Below are 15,330 nucleotides of genomic sequence, written 5' to 3' on the forward strand. Positions count from 1 at the left end.
AGGGGTATATGAAGAAAATACTACTTGTGGAAGATGACATTGCACTTTCTGCCGGGCTTTGCTTTGAACTGGAGGAGGAAGATTATCTGACGGTTGCAGCACACTCTTTGAAGAAGGCGGGACAGTTGTTGGAGACATCAAAATTTGATCTGCTGCTACTGGATGTAGATCTTCCAGATGGAAACGGATTTACATTTTACAAGGAGATTAAAAAACGATATACCGTTCCGGTTATGTTTTTGACGGGAAGAAAAGAAGAGGAGGATGTGTTAGGAGGCTATGATCTCGGTGCAGATGATTATGTGACAAAGCCGTTTTCTCCATCGATACTCAAAAGAAAAATTGCGGTGATCCTGAAACGTACAGGACAAAATGAGAAAAGGGATCAGGGGCAATATGACGATGGATATCTCCGGATTGATTTTGACAAAATGACTGCACAGAGGGGGACAGAAACATTGCTCCTGACGCCGAATGAATATCGGATATTAAAGCTTTTTGTGGAAAATGCGGGGAGGATCCTGACAAGACAGGTATTTTTGGAACGACTTTATGACTGTGATGAAAATTTTATTGATGAGCATACGCTGACAGTCAATATGACCAGGTTGAGAAAAAAGATCGAGGATACATCTCATAAATATATTCAGACCATTTATGGAATGGGATATCTTTTTGCGCGGGGGGAAGGGCATGAGGCATAAAATGTGTGAAACGATGGTGCTGACCCTCGTGCTTGCAGTTGGAGGGATCGCAATTCTTTTCTGTCTGCCTCTGAACCAGCAACTATTTGCGTGTGGTGCAATGATCATCGTATGTACAGTAGTCTTTGTATGCCTGCTGGAAATGATGCTTCTAAGAAAAATGCTTGTAAAACATGCGGAAAAGTTGCTAGACACGCTGGATGATATGATTGCGGAAAAAGAGGAGATCAGTTTTTCGGAGTATCATGATACATTGACTGTAAAGATCCAGGATCGGATGAAACAGTATCATGAAATTATGATCTATACACGGGAGGAGAATCAAAAGGAAAAAGAAATGATTCAGAGTATGGTATCGGATATTGCGCATCAAGTGAGAACCCCGGCAGCAAATTTAAAGATGTTTGCAGAAATTCTTGGGCGGAAAAACCTTTCCGAGGAGAGAAAGAAACAGTTTTTTACGATGATGGAGGCACAGACAGAGAAAATCAATTTCTTGATGGATGCGATGACGAAGATGTCCAGACTGGAGACCGGGCTTGTCTCCTTGCATCAGAAGCGTCAGTCGTTGCTTGATACGCTTGCTGAAGCGATGAGCGAGGTGATGCCGAAAGCGATGAAAAAAGGGATTACTGTCACCGTTTCCTGCCCGGAAGAGACAGAACTGATTCATGACCGGAGATGGACGGTGGAAGCAGTATTCAATCTGCTTGATAACGCAGTGAAATATACAGATCAGGGCGGGAAAATCAAAATAGATGTCAATCAGGGACAATTTTATACGAAGATTAATATCTCTGATACTGGAAGGGGCATTGCGGCAGAGCATCTTAATAAAATCTTTCAGCGATTTTACCGGGAGCCGGAGGCAGAAGGAGAGGAAGGGATCGGTCTGGGTCTGCATCTCGCAAAGGAAATTATTGAACTGGAGAAAGGGTATATCAGTGTGGCTTCGGTTGTGGGGGAGGGGACGACATTTTCTGTCTATCTTCTAAACGAGCCGGATTCCACCGTTCCGAAAAGGAGTGACTGATAAAAGATACAGAGGAAAAGGGGAGGAAGTAATATGATACAGCTACGGACCAAAAACCTGAAAAAGTATTATCAGAGAGGACCACATTTGATCAAAGCGTTGGACGGAATTGATCTGGAAGTAGAGCGCGGATGCTTTCTTGCGGTGATGGGAATCTCAGGGAGCGGAAAATCTACGCTGCTGCATTTGCTTGGAGGATTGGACGAACCGACGGAGGGGCGCGTACAGATTGGGGAAGTTGTCTTAGATCATCTCGATGAGGAAGAGAAAAGTGTCTTCCGGAGAAGAAAGATCGGATTTATTTTCCAGAATTACAATCTGGCGCCGATGCTAAATATTTATGAAAATATTGTATTCCCGCTGACGCTGGATGGAAGAAAGCCGGATGAGGAACTCTTGCGTTCTATCATCTCTTTTTTGCGTCTGGAAGATCTGCTGGATGCCTTTCCGGGGGAATTGTCTGGTGGACAGCAACAACGGGCAGCAATTGCACGGGCATTGATCGCAAAACCCCCAGTTGTTCTGGCGGATGAGCCGACCGGAAATCTGGATACGATCGCAGGCAGAGATGTCATGGCACTTTTGCGGATGATGAGCAAGAAGTATGGACAGACTGTGGTGATGATCACACACAACGAGGAGTTGGCGCAGATGGCAGATCAGATTATCCGGTTGGAGGATGGGAAAATCGTGGGGGAACATCATGCTGGAGAATAATAATGGACGGGCAGTCCGCCAGATTATTTTCCGGACAATCTCGTTTCGGAGAGCCAGAAACACAATTCTTGTATTTCTCATTTTCTGCTGTATGTCTGTGCTTACGTTGCTTGGAATGGGAATTGCTGCTGAATTTGAACATCTGCATGCGACGCTGTTGGAGTGGCAGGGGACAGATGCACATCTGATCTTAGAGGGCGTGACAAAGGAAGAGAAAGAACGGATTCAGATACAGCCACAAGTGAGAAAAATCGGTGCTGCAGATGTGATCGGTGAGGTGAAAAATCCAGAATTGATTTATCGCCGCCCGAAGATGATCTGTCCGGACAAGATGTTTCTGAAGCAGAATCGAAGAGGGGCGTTGCATGGAAGCCTTCCGGAAAAAGAAGATGAGATTGTTGTTGATGAAACGACATTGACCGATCTGGGAGTGAACAAAAAAGTAGGAGAAACTGTCAAACTTGTCTGGGAGAAGGACGGAAAAAAGATGGAGTCCTCCTTTGTTTTATCCGGGTATCTGGAAATGAAAGGTGCAGATGGAAAAAATGGAGATCTATGGTTATCTCATAAATTTGCGCAGAAATTTTCGGGAAATAGGCTTCAAGTGCAGGTAAGGTTTGCACTGCCGTTTGGGATTGCTAAAAACGCAGAGAAGTTAATTTCTACTTGTGGGATCCAGCATGCGGAAGTGGAAATCAACGACGTACAGAAAATCAGTATTTATTTGCGAAATCTGATGGAACAGCAGAATGAAGTGATTATGATGCTGTTTCTCTATCTGGCAGGCTATTTTGTTTTTCGCAGCATGTTTCAGATTGCAGCGGTCACGGATCTGGAATATTATGGGAGGTTAAAGACGCTTGGGATGTCTCCGACACAGATCTGCAAAGTATGGATGGGAAGCGGGATACTTTTATGTGCAGCGGGTGTAGTTCCGGGGATTTTATTTGCGCTTTTGTCTGGAAGAATTGTCTTGACACAGACCGGATGGAATGTATCCATCGAACAGATCCACATCCATGTCTGGCTGCTCGTACTTCAGACTGCTTTCCTGTTTTTTATTGTGTGCAGGTGCAGCAAAAGGGCAGCGAGCATTATTGAAAGCTGTTCGCCGATGGAAGCGCTTCATGTGGTCTGGTGGATCATGCCGTCAGGAAAATACCGAAAGAAGCAGACTGATCGAAAAGAGAAAAGAATTGTCCGAATCAGAGTAGAAAGAAAAAGAAGCCGAAGACGGTTATTTCTCACGAAGATGGGAAAGAGCGGAAGAAATGTGCCATTTTTCCTCGCGGCGGAGTCGTTTTGGAAAAACCGGAAGTGGACCTGGAAGGTCTGTGCAGCGCTTGCAGGAGGAATGTTTTTAATCTTGATGGCTGCCACAAAATATCATTCTTTTGATACGGAAAAATATTTGCAGGAGACATGTATTTCTGACTTTGTCGTGAAAGAAGCTTCTCTGTGTGGGAATGTGGGAGGCATCTATAATGAGAGAGAAAATAAGATTAACGGGCAGATGGAACGGGAGATTCTGGCTCTGGGTGGACTGCAGGAATACGGAGCTGTATTTTCTAAAGAGGTTCCATATGTGCTTCCGAAATCTGTACGAGAACAGATCCGCTCCTTTTTTATAGGAGAGGGAGAAGGACTCTTTCATTATATGGAGCCATATACGCAGTGGCTTCAGGAATATGAGGAGGCGATATCCAGCGGGCAGTGTACGATGAGGATATGGGGGCTTGACCAGGATGTTTTTTCGATGATGGAAGAAACGGACTGGATCTTAGATGGAACATGGGATCCGGAGCAGTTTGCAGAGGGTGGATATGCACTTGCAGTCGGAAGCGATCGTTCTTTCAAGGAGCATCCGAATTACAGTCGAGGGGAACTGGTGGAAGTCGATGGCCGGACATTTAAGATTATGGCGACTGTTTATTTGCCAGATCGGATGACGGAGGGTGGTTCCTACCACATGTTTGTGCCGGAGATTGTGATTCCGGGAACAGATTTCCGGGAGATGTATCCGAAGACCAGTATCCGGAAATTCTATTTTAATGTGAAGGATCAGAAAGAAAAAGATGCAGAGGCGTTGCTGGAATCTTATGAGAATCGCGTTGGGGCGCCGATTGCTGAGGAATCTTCCTATACATTAAAACAGAGTTTTCAAAAGGAGTGCGTCCGTTCTGTTTTTCCAGAACTGGTAGCAGGAGTTTTACTGTTTTTTTTAGGGATTTCCGGATATATCAACACGCAGGCGACAATGACATTGGCGAGAACGAAGGAATTTGCGATTTTCCAGAGCATGGGGATGTCGAGAAGGAAGATTTTCCAGATGATCTTGTGGGAATGTCTTTGTTATGTCCTGATATCGTCAGTGATTGCGGTGACCGTGGGCTGTTTGTACAGTCTGACGATTCTTAAGATGAGTATTCGGCAGGAATTGCTTTCGACCGGATGGGTGATGACATACCGGTTTACACTGTTTCCGCTGCCGTTTCTGATTTTAGCCGGACTTGTCACAGCAGTGTTGCTCGCAGTGTTCTGTTTCTGCCGCAGCGAGAAAAAAAGCGTGGTAGAGCGGATACGGCAAATGGAAATGTAAGAGGACAGTGAAGTATCTTTTCAGGAGGAATACGGAGAAACGAGAGCCTGCAATAGGTGGGAATATTTGTGGATGCAGGAGTGGCTGGATACTTATATAACAGAGCCCGAACGTGCAGAGCGGGCATTAAAGGAACTGGAAAAAGCATTTAATATGGCATATATGCCAAATAAAAATAGGATTGTAGCGGAAAAAGAACAATGCTATAATACAAAAAACAACGACAGACGTCTATTGGATACATCTGTTGTGGGAGGGGTTAAGGAAAGCCATGCAGAACATACTTGTAGTCGAGGATGACAGAGAATTGAATGAAGCATTATGCTATGCGCTGGAGGAGCAGGCCTATCATACAAGCGCGGCATATTCCATACGGGAGGCAAGGGAAAAATATCAGTCATTCACCGGGAAAGAAAAACTGCAGCTTGTGATCCAAGATGTCAATCTGCCCGATGGAGAGGGATTTACTTTTTGTCAGTGGGTGAAAGCACAGCAGGACATTCCGGTTCTTTTTCTTACGGCAAGAGATTTGGAAGAGGACGTGCTGAAAGGATATGATCTGGGAGCAGAGGATTATATCACAAAGCCTTTTTCTATGAAAGTGTTGCTGCGGAAGATTGAGCGGATCTTTAAGCGAACGCAGCCGGAACAGCCGGGAGGGTATGATGACGGATATCTGAAGATCGATTGGGAGCGGGCAAAAGTTATGGTGGATCAGAAAGCATGTGCAATAACACCTACGGAGTTTCGGCTGTTAAAAGTATTGGCAGAAAATCAGGGAAGGCTATTGACGTATGAGATTCTGCTCGAGCAGTTGTGGGACTGTGACGGGCAGTTTGTCGATAAGCATACGCTGGCGGTAAATGTCAATCGTCTCCGGAGAAAGCTAGAGAATACGGAACATAAATATATTTCAAATGTGTATGGGATGGGCTATCAATGGATTGGATGATGGGGATTGGAGGTCTTGTTGTGTTTGCTTCTGCCTTTGTGGCAGCAGGCGCCGTCAGGAAATCCATGAAGATGAAACAAGAAGTGGATTTGTTCGCAGATCAGGTGGAAGAGGCGATTGAACAGATATTGTCGGGAAAAGAGTGGAAAGAAACGACTGAGGTGACAGAAGATACGATGTGGGGAAAATGCGGTGAGAAATTTTGGCAGCTGTATCGAGTATGGAACCGGAAAGAAGCGGATGCCTTACTGGAAAAAAGGCAGATGAAGGCGCTGATTTCAGATATTTCTCATCAGACTAAAACACCGCTGGCAAATATGAAATTGTATCAGGAATTTTTGCAGGAAGAAGCATTGTCTGAAAAGGGGAAGGAGTTTTTAAACTGTCTGGAGGAGCAGACTGGGAAACTGGAATTCCTTTTGCAGAGTATGGTAAAAATGTCAAGGCTGGAAACTGGAATTATTCAGATACAGAAAGAGCGCGAAAATATTTATCAGACATTGACGGCGGCGGTCAGTCAGATTGTTCCCGCAGCGGCACAAAAAGAAATTGAGCTGTATGTGGAATGTGAAGAAAATATGATGTTGGACTACGATAAAAAATGGACGGAAGAAGCGATTTTTAATGTACTGGATAATGCGGTGAAGTATACAAGTGCCGGGGGAAAAATTTGCGTCACGGTAATTTGTCAGGAAATCTTTACGAAAATCAGTGTCAAGGACAATGGAAAAGGCATCCGATTGGAACGGCAGGCAGAAATTTTTACGAGATTTTATCGGGAACCGGAAGTTCATGTGCAGAACGGCGTGGGAATTGGCTTATATCTGACACGCAGGATACTGGAATTGCAGAATGGATATATCGAAGTACACTCTGAAATCGGAAAAGGGTCAGAATTTTGCCTCTATCTTCCAAATTGAAAAAATCACAATTTTGTGACAATGTTAGATTGTGACAGGATTGTGATTTTTCTTTGCTAAGATAAAGATGTGTTCAAAAAGATACATTCGGAAAGATACATATGAAGTACTTAGACGAGGAGGAAAGTAGATGGAAAATTATATTGTGGAAACAAGAAATCTGAAAAAATATTATCAACAGGGAACGAATACGGTAAAGGCTTTGGATGGAGTGGATTTTCGGGTGAAGGCAGAAGAATTTGTAACAATTATCGGGAAATCCGGAAGCGGGAAAAGCACATTGCTGCATATGATCGGAGGGCTGGACGTGCCTACAAGTGGGAGTGTGATTGTAGGAGGTAAAAATCTGGCAGGACTTACGAAAGAACAGCTTGCGATATTCCGCCGCCGAAAAATAGGATTTGTATTTCAGAGTTATAATCTGGTGCAGGATCTGAACGTATATGAAAATATTATACTTCCAATCGAACTGGATGGGAAGCGTGTGGATCAGGAGTTTGTACAAGAAATCATGGAACTGCTTCAGTTGGAGGAAAGGCGGGAAGCACTTCCGAGTACGCTCTCTGGCGGGCAGCAGCAGCGGGTGGCGATTGCGAGGGCATTAGTAAGTAAGCCGACGCTGATCCTTGCTGATGAACCGACCGGCAATCTGGACACAGCCACTGGTCATGATGTGCTGGGCTTACTGAAAATTGTCGCAAAGCAGTTTCGGCAGACGATCGTTTTGATCACCCATGACAATGACATTGCGCAGATGGCGGACCGAATTGTGCGGATTGAGGATGGAAAGATTGTGAAAGGAAGTGAGTTCTATGCTGAAGAATAACAATCAGGCTGTTGTGAAACGGCTGGCAAAGAACAATTTGAAAAGCAATCGAAGACGCAGCTTCTCCATGATTCTGGCAATCATGTTGTCTTCATTTTTGCTATTTAGTGTTTTTACCGTGGGAGCTACCTATTTAAAAATGCAGAGACAACAGAATATCCGTTTGAACGGGGCTGAGTTTGACGCGATCATGTATGGAATTTCAGAAGAACAGAAAGAGATTTTAGAAGAAAATCCAACTGTAGAGCATTATGGTGTTGTAATGGTGTCAGGTGTAGTCGCAGAAACGGAGGCGGACAAGACACCGGGAGTCGGTTTGCTGTATGCAGATGATACTTACTGGAAGAAAATGATGGCACCTGCCAGAAAATTTGTGAAAGGTCATTATCCAGTTGAAGAAAACGAGGTGATGGTGACAGAAGATGCTCTGAAAAAGTGTGGGTTTTCAGACAAGAAAATCGGAGATGAAATTACATTTGTGTATGAGATCAATGAGAAAAGGGAAGCAAAAACCTTTCGAATTTCCGGTATTTGGGATGGATACGGCGATACAGACAATTTTTATATGTCAAAAGCCTTTTGTGACAAGCAGAAGCTGGATGCGGTATATTATGGTCGTTGTCATATTTCTTTTTGTAAAAAATGGATGTCGGATGAAGCGCAGCAGGCTTTTATTGACAGTATGAAACTTAAAAAATCACAGCGGCTATTTTATGTGTATGAGTATGGAAATGCAACCGAAATCTTTCTGGGGCTGGCAGGAATCGCGCTTGTTACAGTGTTGAGTGCCTATCTGTTGATTTACAATATTATGTATTTGTCTGTGGCGGGCAATATCCGGTATTACGGGCTTTTACAGACAGTTGGAATGACCGGGCGTCAGATCCGGCAGTTGATGCAGAAACAGCTTTTATGGATTGGTGGTATCGGAATGCTTGCAGGGATTCTGATCGGAGCAGGGACTTCTTTCTTTCTGATTCCGGTCGTGGTAAAGACATTCGTATCTGGAAAGGAAATGGGAGCAGTGCAGGTAACCTTTCATCCGGTCATCGTTTTATTGACTGTGTTGCTGACTGGATGCACTGTCTGGTATGCAGGAAGAAAACCGACGAAAATTGCAGTGGAAAGCTCGCCGGTCGAAGCGCTTGGGTACCGTGTGGTCTCCAGTGTGAGAAAGAGGCACAAAACACGAAAAGGAAGTCTGATTGTTCGCATGGCATTGGAACAGCTGACACGGAATAAGAAAAAGACGATGGTGACTATGCTGTCACTTGCTGCCAGTCTTTCAGTATTTCTCTGTCTGATCACATTGCTGCACACACAGTCGGCGCGAGAGTATTCCTATAATTACATGGGACTGGATATGGTCTTGAAAAATGATACGATCAACAACATGGTTTTGAATCGTGCCGCAGAAGGAGAAGAACAGATTCAGGGAGTGCATCCGATCTTAAATGAAGAATTCTTAAATGAGATCCGTCAAACAGATGGAGTGAAAGAAGTACTTCCAACTATCACAGTTCCTACAATCGTTCCATGGGAAAAAGAGGTAACAGATGTCTGGATGCGGGAGTTTTATGAAACATGGATGAGTATTCCTTATGAGGACGATATGGAAGAATATCAGCAGCATCCAGAAAATTTTGGATCTTCTTTGGTAGGGATTACGGAGGAAGATTTCCGGGCGCTGAATGCAGAAATGGAACAGCCGGTGGATGAGGAGGCATTTTTGAGCGGCAAGACTTGTATTTTATATAGACATGGATTGTTCGGACTAGATGAAAAGGAGCTGCGCGGGAAGCAGATTTCCTGTGAGGAATATGTACATCCGGAAAATACCCGGACATTTGAAATCGCAGGTATGACAGATGTCGGTGATTATGTATCGCTTCTTGGATTTCCACCTACGATGATCGTCATCGACGATGCAGTCAAAGCGTTTACAGAAAAACCGATCGTTTTCAGAGTGGGGATTCGTTATGCGGAAGAATATCATAAAGAGACTGAGGAGGCAATTCTTTCTAATATAGAAGAAAGCCCCAATAAAACTGATTTTTCATGGGATTCTAAAATCGAGCAGGCAGAAAATGTAAAAGCGGCACAGGGGCACATGATGGAAATCGGATTCGGAATCGTTCTGATACTTGGAATTATAGGAGTCATGAACTATATCAATACTTCTGTCGGAAATATGCAGAGCCGCCAGAAAGAAATCTCGATCATGGAAAGTGTGGGAATGACCGAACGGCAGGTGAAGAAAATGCTTGTGTGGGAAGGTATTTTCTATACAGGCGGGGTGTTGTTCCTGACGTTAACTGTTGGAATTGGAATTACTTATGCAATCTATCAGACGATGAACTATATGGGTGCCAAATTCTGGTTCCCGGCGCTTCCTTTCCTGGGAGCAACACTAATTTTATTCGTAGTGTGTATTGTAGTTCCGGTATGGACCTATCAGAAAATCGAAAAGAGTGGAAGTCTGGTAGAGCGGATCCGCGTATCTGTAGAGTAAAACTCTCAACAATGTTTCAAGATTGTAACATTTCAGTACCTGTGTGGTAACTTTCTTTTGATAAGATGTTCTTAGAAAAAGAAAGAGGAGGAGAGAGCACATGCTGGAGGTTCAAAATTTACATAAATCGTATGTGGTTGGAAAAGATACTTACGAAGTGTTAAAAGGTGTCGATTTTACGATTCATAAAGGAGAGTTTGTTGCGGTCATGGGGCCGTCGGGAAGCGGAAAGACAACATTATTAAATTGTATTTCCTGCTTTATCCCATACGAAAAAGGAAAGGTATTGTTAAACGGCAAAAAACTGGCGCAGTTAAAAGAAGAAAAAATGGCAGAAATCCGTAATCAGGAACTTGGATTTGTCTTTCAGGATTTCATGCTGTTAGACGGACTGACAGTTTTTGAAAATGTATGCATCCCGCAAGTGATTGAAGATGCGCCGTACGAAAAGATGGAAAAGAAGGCAAAGAAGCTGTTAAAGATGTTTGGAATCTGGGAGATTGCAGACAAATATCCGGCAGAAATTTCTGGTGGGCAGAAACAGCGTACTGCCGTGGCAAGAGCGTTGATGAATGACCCGCTTCTGATCCTTGCGGACGAGCCGACCGGAAATCTGGACAGCAGATCTAGTGAGGCAGTCATTGAAGCATTTCTTGCAGCGCAGAAAAATCTGGATGCAACTATATTCATGGTCACGCATGATAGCTTTTCGGCAAGCTATTGTGACCGTGTCATTGTCATGAAAGATGGAAAAATCTATAAAGAGTTGATCGGAACCGGGGATCGGAGAACATTTTTAGATGAACTTCTGACAGAATTAAAAATCATTAATGGTGGTGATGGCAATGAAGATGAGTAGCAGCAGTATTTTCCTGAAACTTCGCAGATATAACAAGAAAAATTATAAGCAGTTACTATTCTGTACCTTTTTTTCGATTTTTCTTGTGACATCCTTTGTCTGTGTACTGTACAGCCCGGTGGTGCAGGCAGGATTTCCAGAGGGCGGAGATTCGCTGAAGATGATCATGATGATTTTCGCACTGGCAGTTCTTGGGTGCCTAATCTTTAATATTTATGCGGCGGGATTATTTTTCCGTACAAAAAGCCGTGAGACCGGAGTGTTTCTTGCACTTGGGATGACGAAGAAACGACTGAAAAAAGAATTGTACAAAGAGCTTTTCCTATCTTTGGGCAAAGGAATCGTATTCGGGATCGTGCTTGGAGCTGCAGCGTCAGTTGGAATTATATGGGTCCTGCTTCACACGTTTCTGAAGGATATTCTAGAGCGGAGGATGTTTTCGGCTGCGGGACTTGGTATCAGTCTTTTCTTTGCGGCGGTGACAGTGCTCATCTTATTTTTTATGGCAGCGCGCTATATGAGGCGGACAAATCTGATGGATATTTTAAATGAAGAGAAAAAAAATGAACCGCTTCAGCTTGTAAAGAAAGGCTATGGAATTGCAGGCGGAATCTTTCTTGTGGTGGGTCTGCTTTTTGGATATGCGGGGCCACAGCTTACCGCCAATTTATTGAAATTTCAGATGCCGGCTATCTGGAATGCAGTCTATCTCGTAGCGGCAGTCGGAATCTATATGCTGTTTGTATTTTTTATCGTCTATCACAAGCGAGGGAAGCAGCCGCAGAAATATTATCATAACCTGATTTCCAACAGTATGATGAAATTTCAGGGAAGACAGACCGTCCGGAATATGTGTATCCTTGCTTTTCTGACCGGTGCAGCACTCTACGCAGGCTCCTATATCCCAGACAAGCTTGTGATGTTTCGCACAATGGCAGATACGCCGGTAGATTTTAATCTGATTTACCGACAGACAGAGCAGGAGATCCAGAAGGAAGACATCGAGGTGATGGCAGACGAATATGGAGTGACGATCACAGATTATCAGGAAGTTTTTCTTGCAGAACTTCAGACATCCGGGGTCGAGAGAGACTGGACAGATGATGGGAAGCTGATCGAAGATTATTATGAGACATATGCCTATGGAGAATTTATCAGTGCATCTGTCTATGAGCAGTATACCGGGACAAAAATGGAGGTAGAGCCGGGAACATTTGCACAGATTATCCTGCCGGAGCAGACAGAAAACTTCTGGGAGAAATATACCGATATGGATCTTGTGACAAATCAGGAAACCGGAGCACAGCTGCATCTGAAATTTGCCAAGACAGTGGAAGACCGCATGTTTTACCGTGCAAATGTACACCGCTATATTTTAAATGACAGCGACTTTCAGACGATCACGGCACAGATGACAGAACAGCGTCAGATGAAACAGATCTTCTTTGATGTGGAAGAGAGTGAAAATGTGTATGATTTTGCAATCGAACTTCGGAAAGAGTATGTCAGACGTGCAGGCAAAGATATGGCAGTGCTGAATGCATATAACGAAGCTGAAGAGGATCGGGCAGAAGCTGCCGGAGAACCTTATCACTATCGGATGACAGAGCCGATGGATCCAGAAAATCCGTATTTATACCATGACTGGAAATTCAATCCGGAGATTCAACCGATCCAGATGAAAACTTATCTTCACGAGAGTGGAATTATGATCTTGACATTTCTCTATGTCTCCTGCATCTGCCTGGCAGCAATCGGCATCATCGCTTATACACGAAGCGTTACGATCGGTGTGCAGAATCAGAAAATGTTTGACGATTTGAGAAAACTTGGTGCGAAAAATACTTATATCATGCGCTGTATCAAGAGCCAGCTCCGGAAAATCTTTGTGCTTCCGACGGCAATCGGACTGTTTCTGATCCTCTCATTTCTGATGATCATCTATATCGGAAATGATAAAAGAATCCAGAGTACGGAGTGGATGTCATTTGGATGTACAGTAGGATTTGCAGTTATAATCTGTATTTACCAGCTGATTGTTTACCGGATGTCATTGAAAAAGCTAAGGGAAATATTAAAATTGTAAAGCTCTTAAAACTGTATACAATTACAATAAGGAAGAAAAAAATCCGGTCAAGGATGTATCTGCGGTATGTAGTGGCAGATCCCTGACCGGGTTTTTCTTGTCAGGAGAAGGATAAGACACTGTCAAGATCTGTTACTACAATATATGAAAAAGGTACAAAAAAGAGTGACGGTTTATTTTGTGTATGGTATAATTTTTGATAAAGAAGCCGCAAATCTGTAAGCGTGAAACGGAGATGAAATTTATGTGGTTTATATTTGCACTACTATCAGCAATATTTGCATCATTGACCTCGATACTGGCTAAGATTGGTATTGATGGAGTAAATTCTAATCTTGCCACGGCTATAAGAACTGTTGTAGTGGTAATGATGGCGTGGGGAATGGTATTTTTGACTCATACACAAAGCGGATTATCAGAAATCAGTCGAAAAAGCTGGGTATTTTTGATTCTATCCGGATTGGCTACGGGAGCTTCCTGGTTATGCTATTACAGAGCGTTACAGATGGGGGAAGCTTCAAAAGTTGTTCCAATTGATAAGTTAAGTGTAGTCATTACCTTGGCACTTGCCTTTATTTTCTTGCACGAAAAATTTACAATGAAATCTTTGATAGGGTGTATTTTAATTGGTGTTGGAACATTAGTGATGGTTTTGTAATTAAATATGAAAGAATATTAGGTATTCATTCAAAACACTGGTTGAAAGCTGTTATATAGCCAATCAATTCTATTTTAATTTGCTTGAGTGAAACATTCGATACTCTGTCGGTAAAACTTTGTAATATTCTTTAAAAACTTTAGAAAATTTGCTTTGGCTTTCATATCCTACTTCTTTTGCAATTTCCTTTATACTTTTTGGTGTTTCCATTAACAAACGGGCTGCAAATTTCATTCTGTGTTCTTTTATATGTGAGGCAATAGAAGTACCATATACATCTTTAAAGACAGATTTTAATGTAGTAGGATTGATAAGATACTTACATGCCATTTCATCTATTGTTATTCGCTGGCTCAGATTATCTAAAAGGTATTTGTGGATATTGCGAATAATTTCAACTTGTTCAGATTGATATTCAGATAATCTGTTTTCTGCATCAATAGATAATTTACTTAGATATAGCAAGAGTTCTATCACCTTTATTCGCCAGTATGCAAGTTGAAATTCTTTTGGCTGATGATAGAATGCTGAAAAGATAGCGTCAGTTTCTTCATTGCCAATGAAAACTGAAAAATTTCCATCTTTACAAAATTTATTAAGTATACTTTCTCCTGTAATACCAGTATTTTTTAACAGTTCTGGTGTTTTTTCTGAAAGGATATTTAAATCAATATAAATTTTGATTCCTTCATAGTATTCATTAGGTAAAGTTATTATCGAAGCAGAACAATATTCCATTGTGTGTAATGAAAAATCGTGTTCACCTAAATAAATGCTATTTCTATTGGCCATTTTCCACCCAATTCTTCCCTTATGACAGTAATTGATTTCTAATATATGTTTTAATGGCTCATGTGTATCAGTTTGTTTTCTGCCAGTCAATGACATAAAAGCAAGATTTATACCTTCATATAAATCATAACTAGCGAGATGATATTTCTGAGAAAATTCTTGATCACTTTTTTCTAATGGTACGATTTCGTTGTTCATAATATTATTTACTCCTTATGTTCAGGGCATGTAATCATTAAAACTTTTTCAATCATTTTATGTAACAATATACTCTGTTCTGTGTTTGATGATTTATAATAAACCTCTTTTCCTATGCGCCTGCTAGAAATCAATCCTTTGTTTCGCAGTACTCTAAGATGATGGGATATGGCAGGGCTTGTCATTTTCATCATTGCAGATATATTTAAGACACATTCCTCACAATGACATAAAAGCCAAAATAAACGAATACGTGTAGGATCACTTAATTGTTTAAATAATTCTGAAACGATTTGAAAGTGTTGGATATCATCAAGCTGTTCTAATAACGCAGTATGATCTGTTTCGTTATGATGGTTATGTGGTAACTTCGTATAAGACATAGACAATTTTCCTTTCTTTTTGCTCTATTTAGAAATGTGTTTCGCCCGTTTAGCAGGTAATCACGTATCTCTATTGATTTTAGGCTACAAC

General features: G+C 42.3%; 14 protein-coding genes. 12 read left to right on the forward strand and 2 right to left on the reverse strand.

The window, feature by feature from the left end; translation table 11 throughout:
• Positions 1 to 8 precede the first annotated feature (8 nt).
• From ACGG81_RS05400 to ACGG81_RS05455, 12 genes are all read left to right on the forward strand, one after another.
• On the forward strand, positions 9 to 704 hold the full coding sequence (locus ACGG81_RS05400; RefSeq protein ID WP_009262697.1) for a response regulator transcription factor: 696 nt from the start codon (positions 9 to 11) through the stop codon (positions 702 to 704).
• Positions 694 to 1,737, forward strand: a complete 1,044-nt coding sequence (locus ACGG81_RS05405) for a sensor histidine kinase KdpD (RefSeq protein ID WP_270665984.1) — start codon at positions 694 to 696, stop codon at positions 1,735 to 1,737. The genes ACGG81_RS05400 and ACGG81_RS05405 overlap by 11 nt, the downstream gene beginning before the upstream one ends.
• Positions 1,738 to 1,770: 33 nt before the next feature.
• Positions 1,771 to 2,454, forward strand: coding sequence for an ABC transporter ATP-binding protein (locus ACGG81_RS05410; RefSeq protein WP_008976103.1), 684 nt, complete (start codon positions 1,771 to 1,773; stop codon positions 2,452 to 2,454).
• On the forward strand, positions 2,441 to 5,053 hold the full coding sequence (locus ACGG81_RS05415; RefSeq protein WP_390110004.1) for an ABC transporter permease: 2,613 nt from the start codon (positions 2,441 to 2,443) through the stop codon (positions 5,051 to 5,053). Before ACGG81_RS05410 ends, ACGG81_RS05415 begins: the two co-directional genes overlap by 14 nt.
• A 66-nt stretch (positions 5,054 to 5,119) precedes the next feature.
• Positions 5,120 to 5,353, forward strand: a complete 234-nt coding sequence (locus tag ACGG81_RS05420) for a hypothetical protein (protein WP_035102568.1) — start codon at positions 5,120 to 5,122, stop codon at positions 5,351 to 5,353.
• Positions 5,325 to 6,005, forward strand: coding sequence for a response regulator transcription factor (locus tag ACGG81_RS05425; protein ID WP_390110007.1), 681 nt, complete (start codon positions 5,325 to 5,327; stop codon positions 6,003 to 6,005). Before ACGG81_RS05420 ends, ACGG81_RS05425 begins: the two co-directional genes overlap by 29 nt.
• Complete coding sequence (locus ACGG81_RS05430) at positions 6,002 to 6,925, forward strand: sensor histidine kinase (protein ID WP_390110345.1); 924 nt, start codon at positions 6,002 to 6,004, stop codon at positions 6,923 to 6,925. Before ACGG81_RS05425 ends, ACGG81_RS05430 begins: the two co-directional genes overlap by 4 nt.
• Positions 6,926 to 7,055: 130 nt before the next feature.
• Positions 7,056 to 7,751, forward strand: a complete 696-nt coding sequence (locus ACGG81_RS05435) for an ABC transporter ATP-binding protein (protein WP_009262690.1) — start codon at positions 7,056 to 7,058, stop codon at positions 7,749 to 7,751.
• A complete protein-coding gene (locus ACGG81_RS05440) occupies positions 7,738 to 10,263 on the forward strand; it encodes an ABC transporter permease (protein ID WP_009262689.1) in 2,526 nt (841 codons plus the stop codon). Before ACGG81_RS05435 ends, ACGG81_RS05440 begins: the two co-directional genes overlap by 14 nt.
• A 100-nt stretch (positions 10,264 to 10,363) precedes the next feature.
• The gene (locus tag ACGG81_RS05445) at positions 10,364 to 11,122 is read left to right on the forward strand and encodes an ABC transporter ATP-binding protein (RefSeq protein ID WP_390110011.1); all 759 of its coding nucleotides are present in this window, start codon (positions 10,364 to 10,366) and stop codon (positions 11,120 to 11,122) included.
• Complete coding sequence (locus tag ACGG81_RS05450) at positions 11,109 to 13,208, forward strand: FtsX-like permease family protein (RefSeq protein WP_009262686.1); 2,100 nt, start codon at positions 11,109 to 11,111, stop codon at positions 13,206 to 13,208. Before ACGG81_RS05445 ends, ACGG81_RS05450 begins: the two co-directional genes overlap by 14 nt.
• A 244-nt stretch (positions 13,209 to 13,452) precedes the next feature.
• Positions 13,453 to 13,866: an EamA family transporter gene (locus tag ACGG81_RS05455; RefSeq protein ID WP_009262685.1), complete on the forward strand. Its 414-nt coding sequence runs from the start codon at positions 13,453 to 13,455 to the stop codon at positions 13,864 to 13,866.
• Positions 13,867 to 13,935: 69 nt separating this feature from the next.
• Here ACGG81_RS05455 and ACGG81_RS05460 read toward each other — a convergent pair whose 3' ends face one another.
• Together ACGG81_RS05460 and ACGG81_RS05465 are read right to left on the reverse strand one after the other, a co-directional pair.
• Positions 13,936 to 14,856 carry a helix-turn-helix transcriptional regulator gene (locus tag ACGG81_RS05460; RefSeq protein WP_009262684.1) on the reverse strand — a complete coding sequence of 307 codons (921 nt, stop codon included), beginning with the start codon at positions 14,854 to 14,856 and terminating at the stop codon, positions 13,936 to 13,938.
• A gap of 8 nt (positions 14,857 to 14,864) precedes the next feature.
• The gene (locus ACGG81_RS05465) at positions 14,865 to 15,239 is read right to left on the reverse strand and encodes an ArsR/SmtB family transcription factor (protein ID WP_009262683.1); all 375 of its coding nucleotides are present in this window, start codon (positions 15,237 to 15,239) and stop codon (positions 14,865 to 14,867) included.
• Between the last annotated feature and the right edge of the window lie 91 nt (positions 15,240 to 15,330).

The organism is Faecalimonas umbilicata (genome assembly GCF_042846195.1).
Classification (GTDB): domain Bacteria; phylum Bacillota; class Clostridia; order Lachnospirales; family Lachnospiraceae; genus Faecalimonas; species Faecalimonas umbilicata.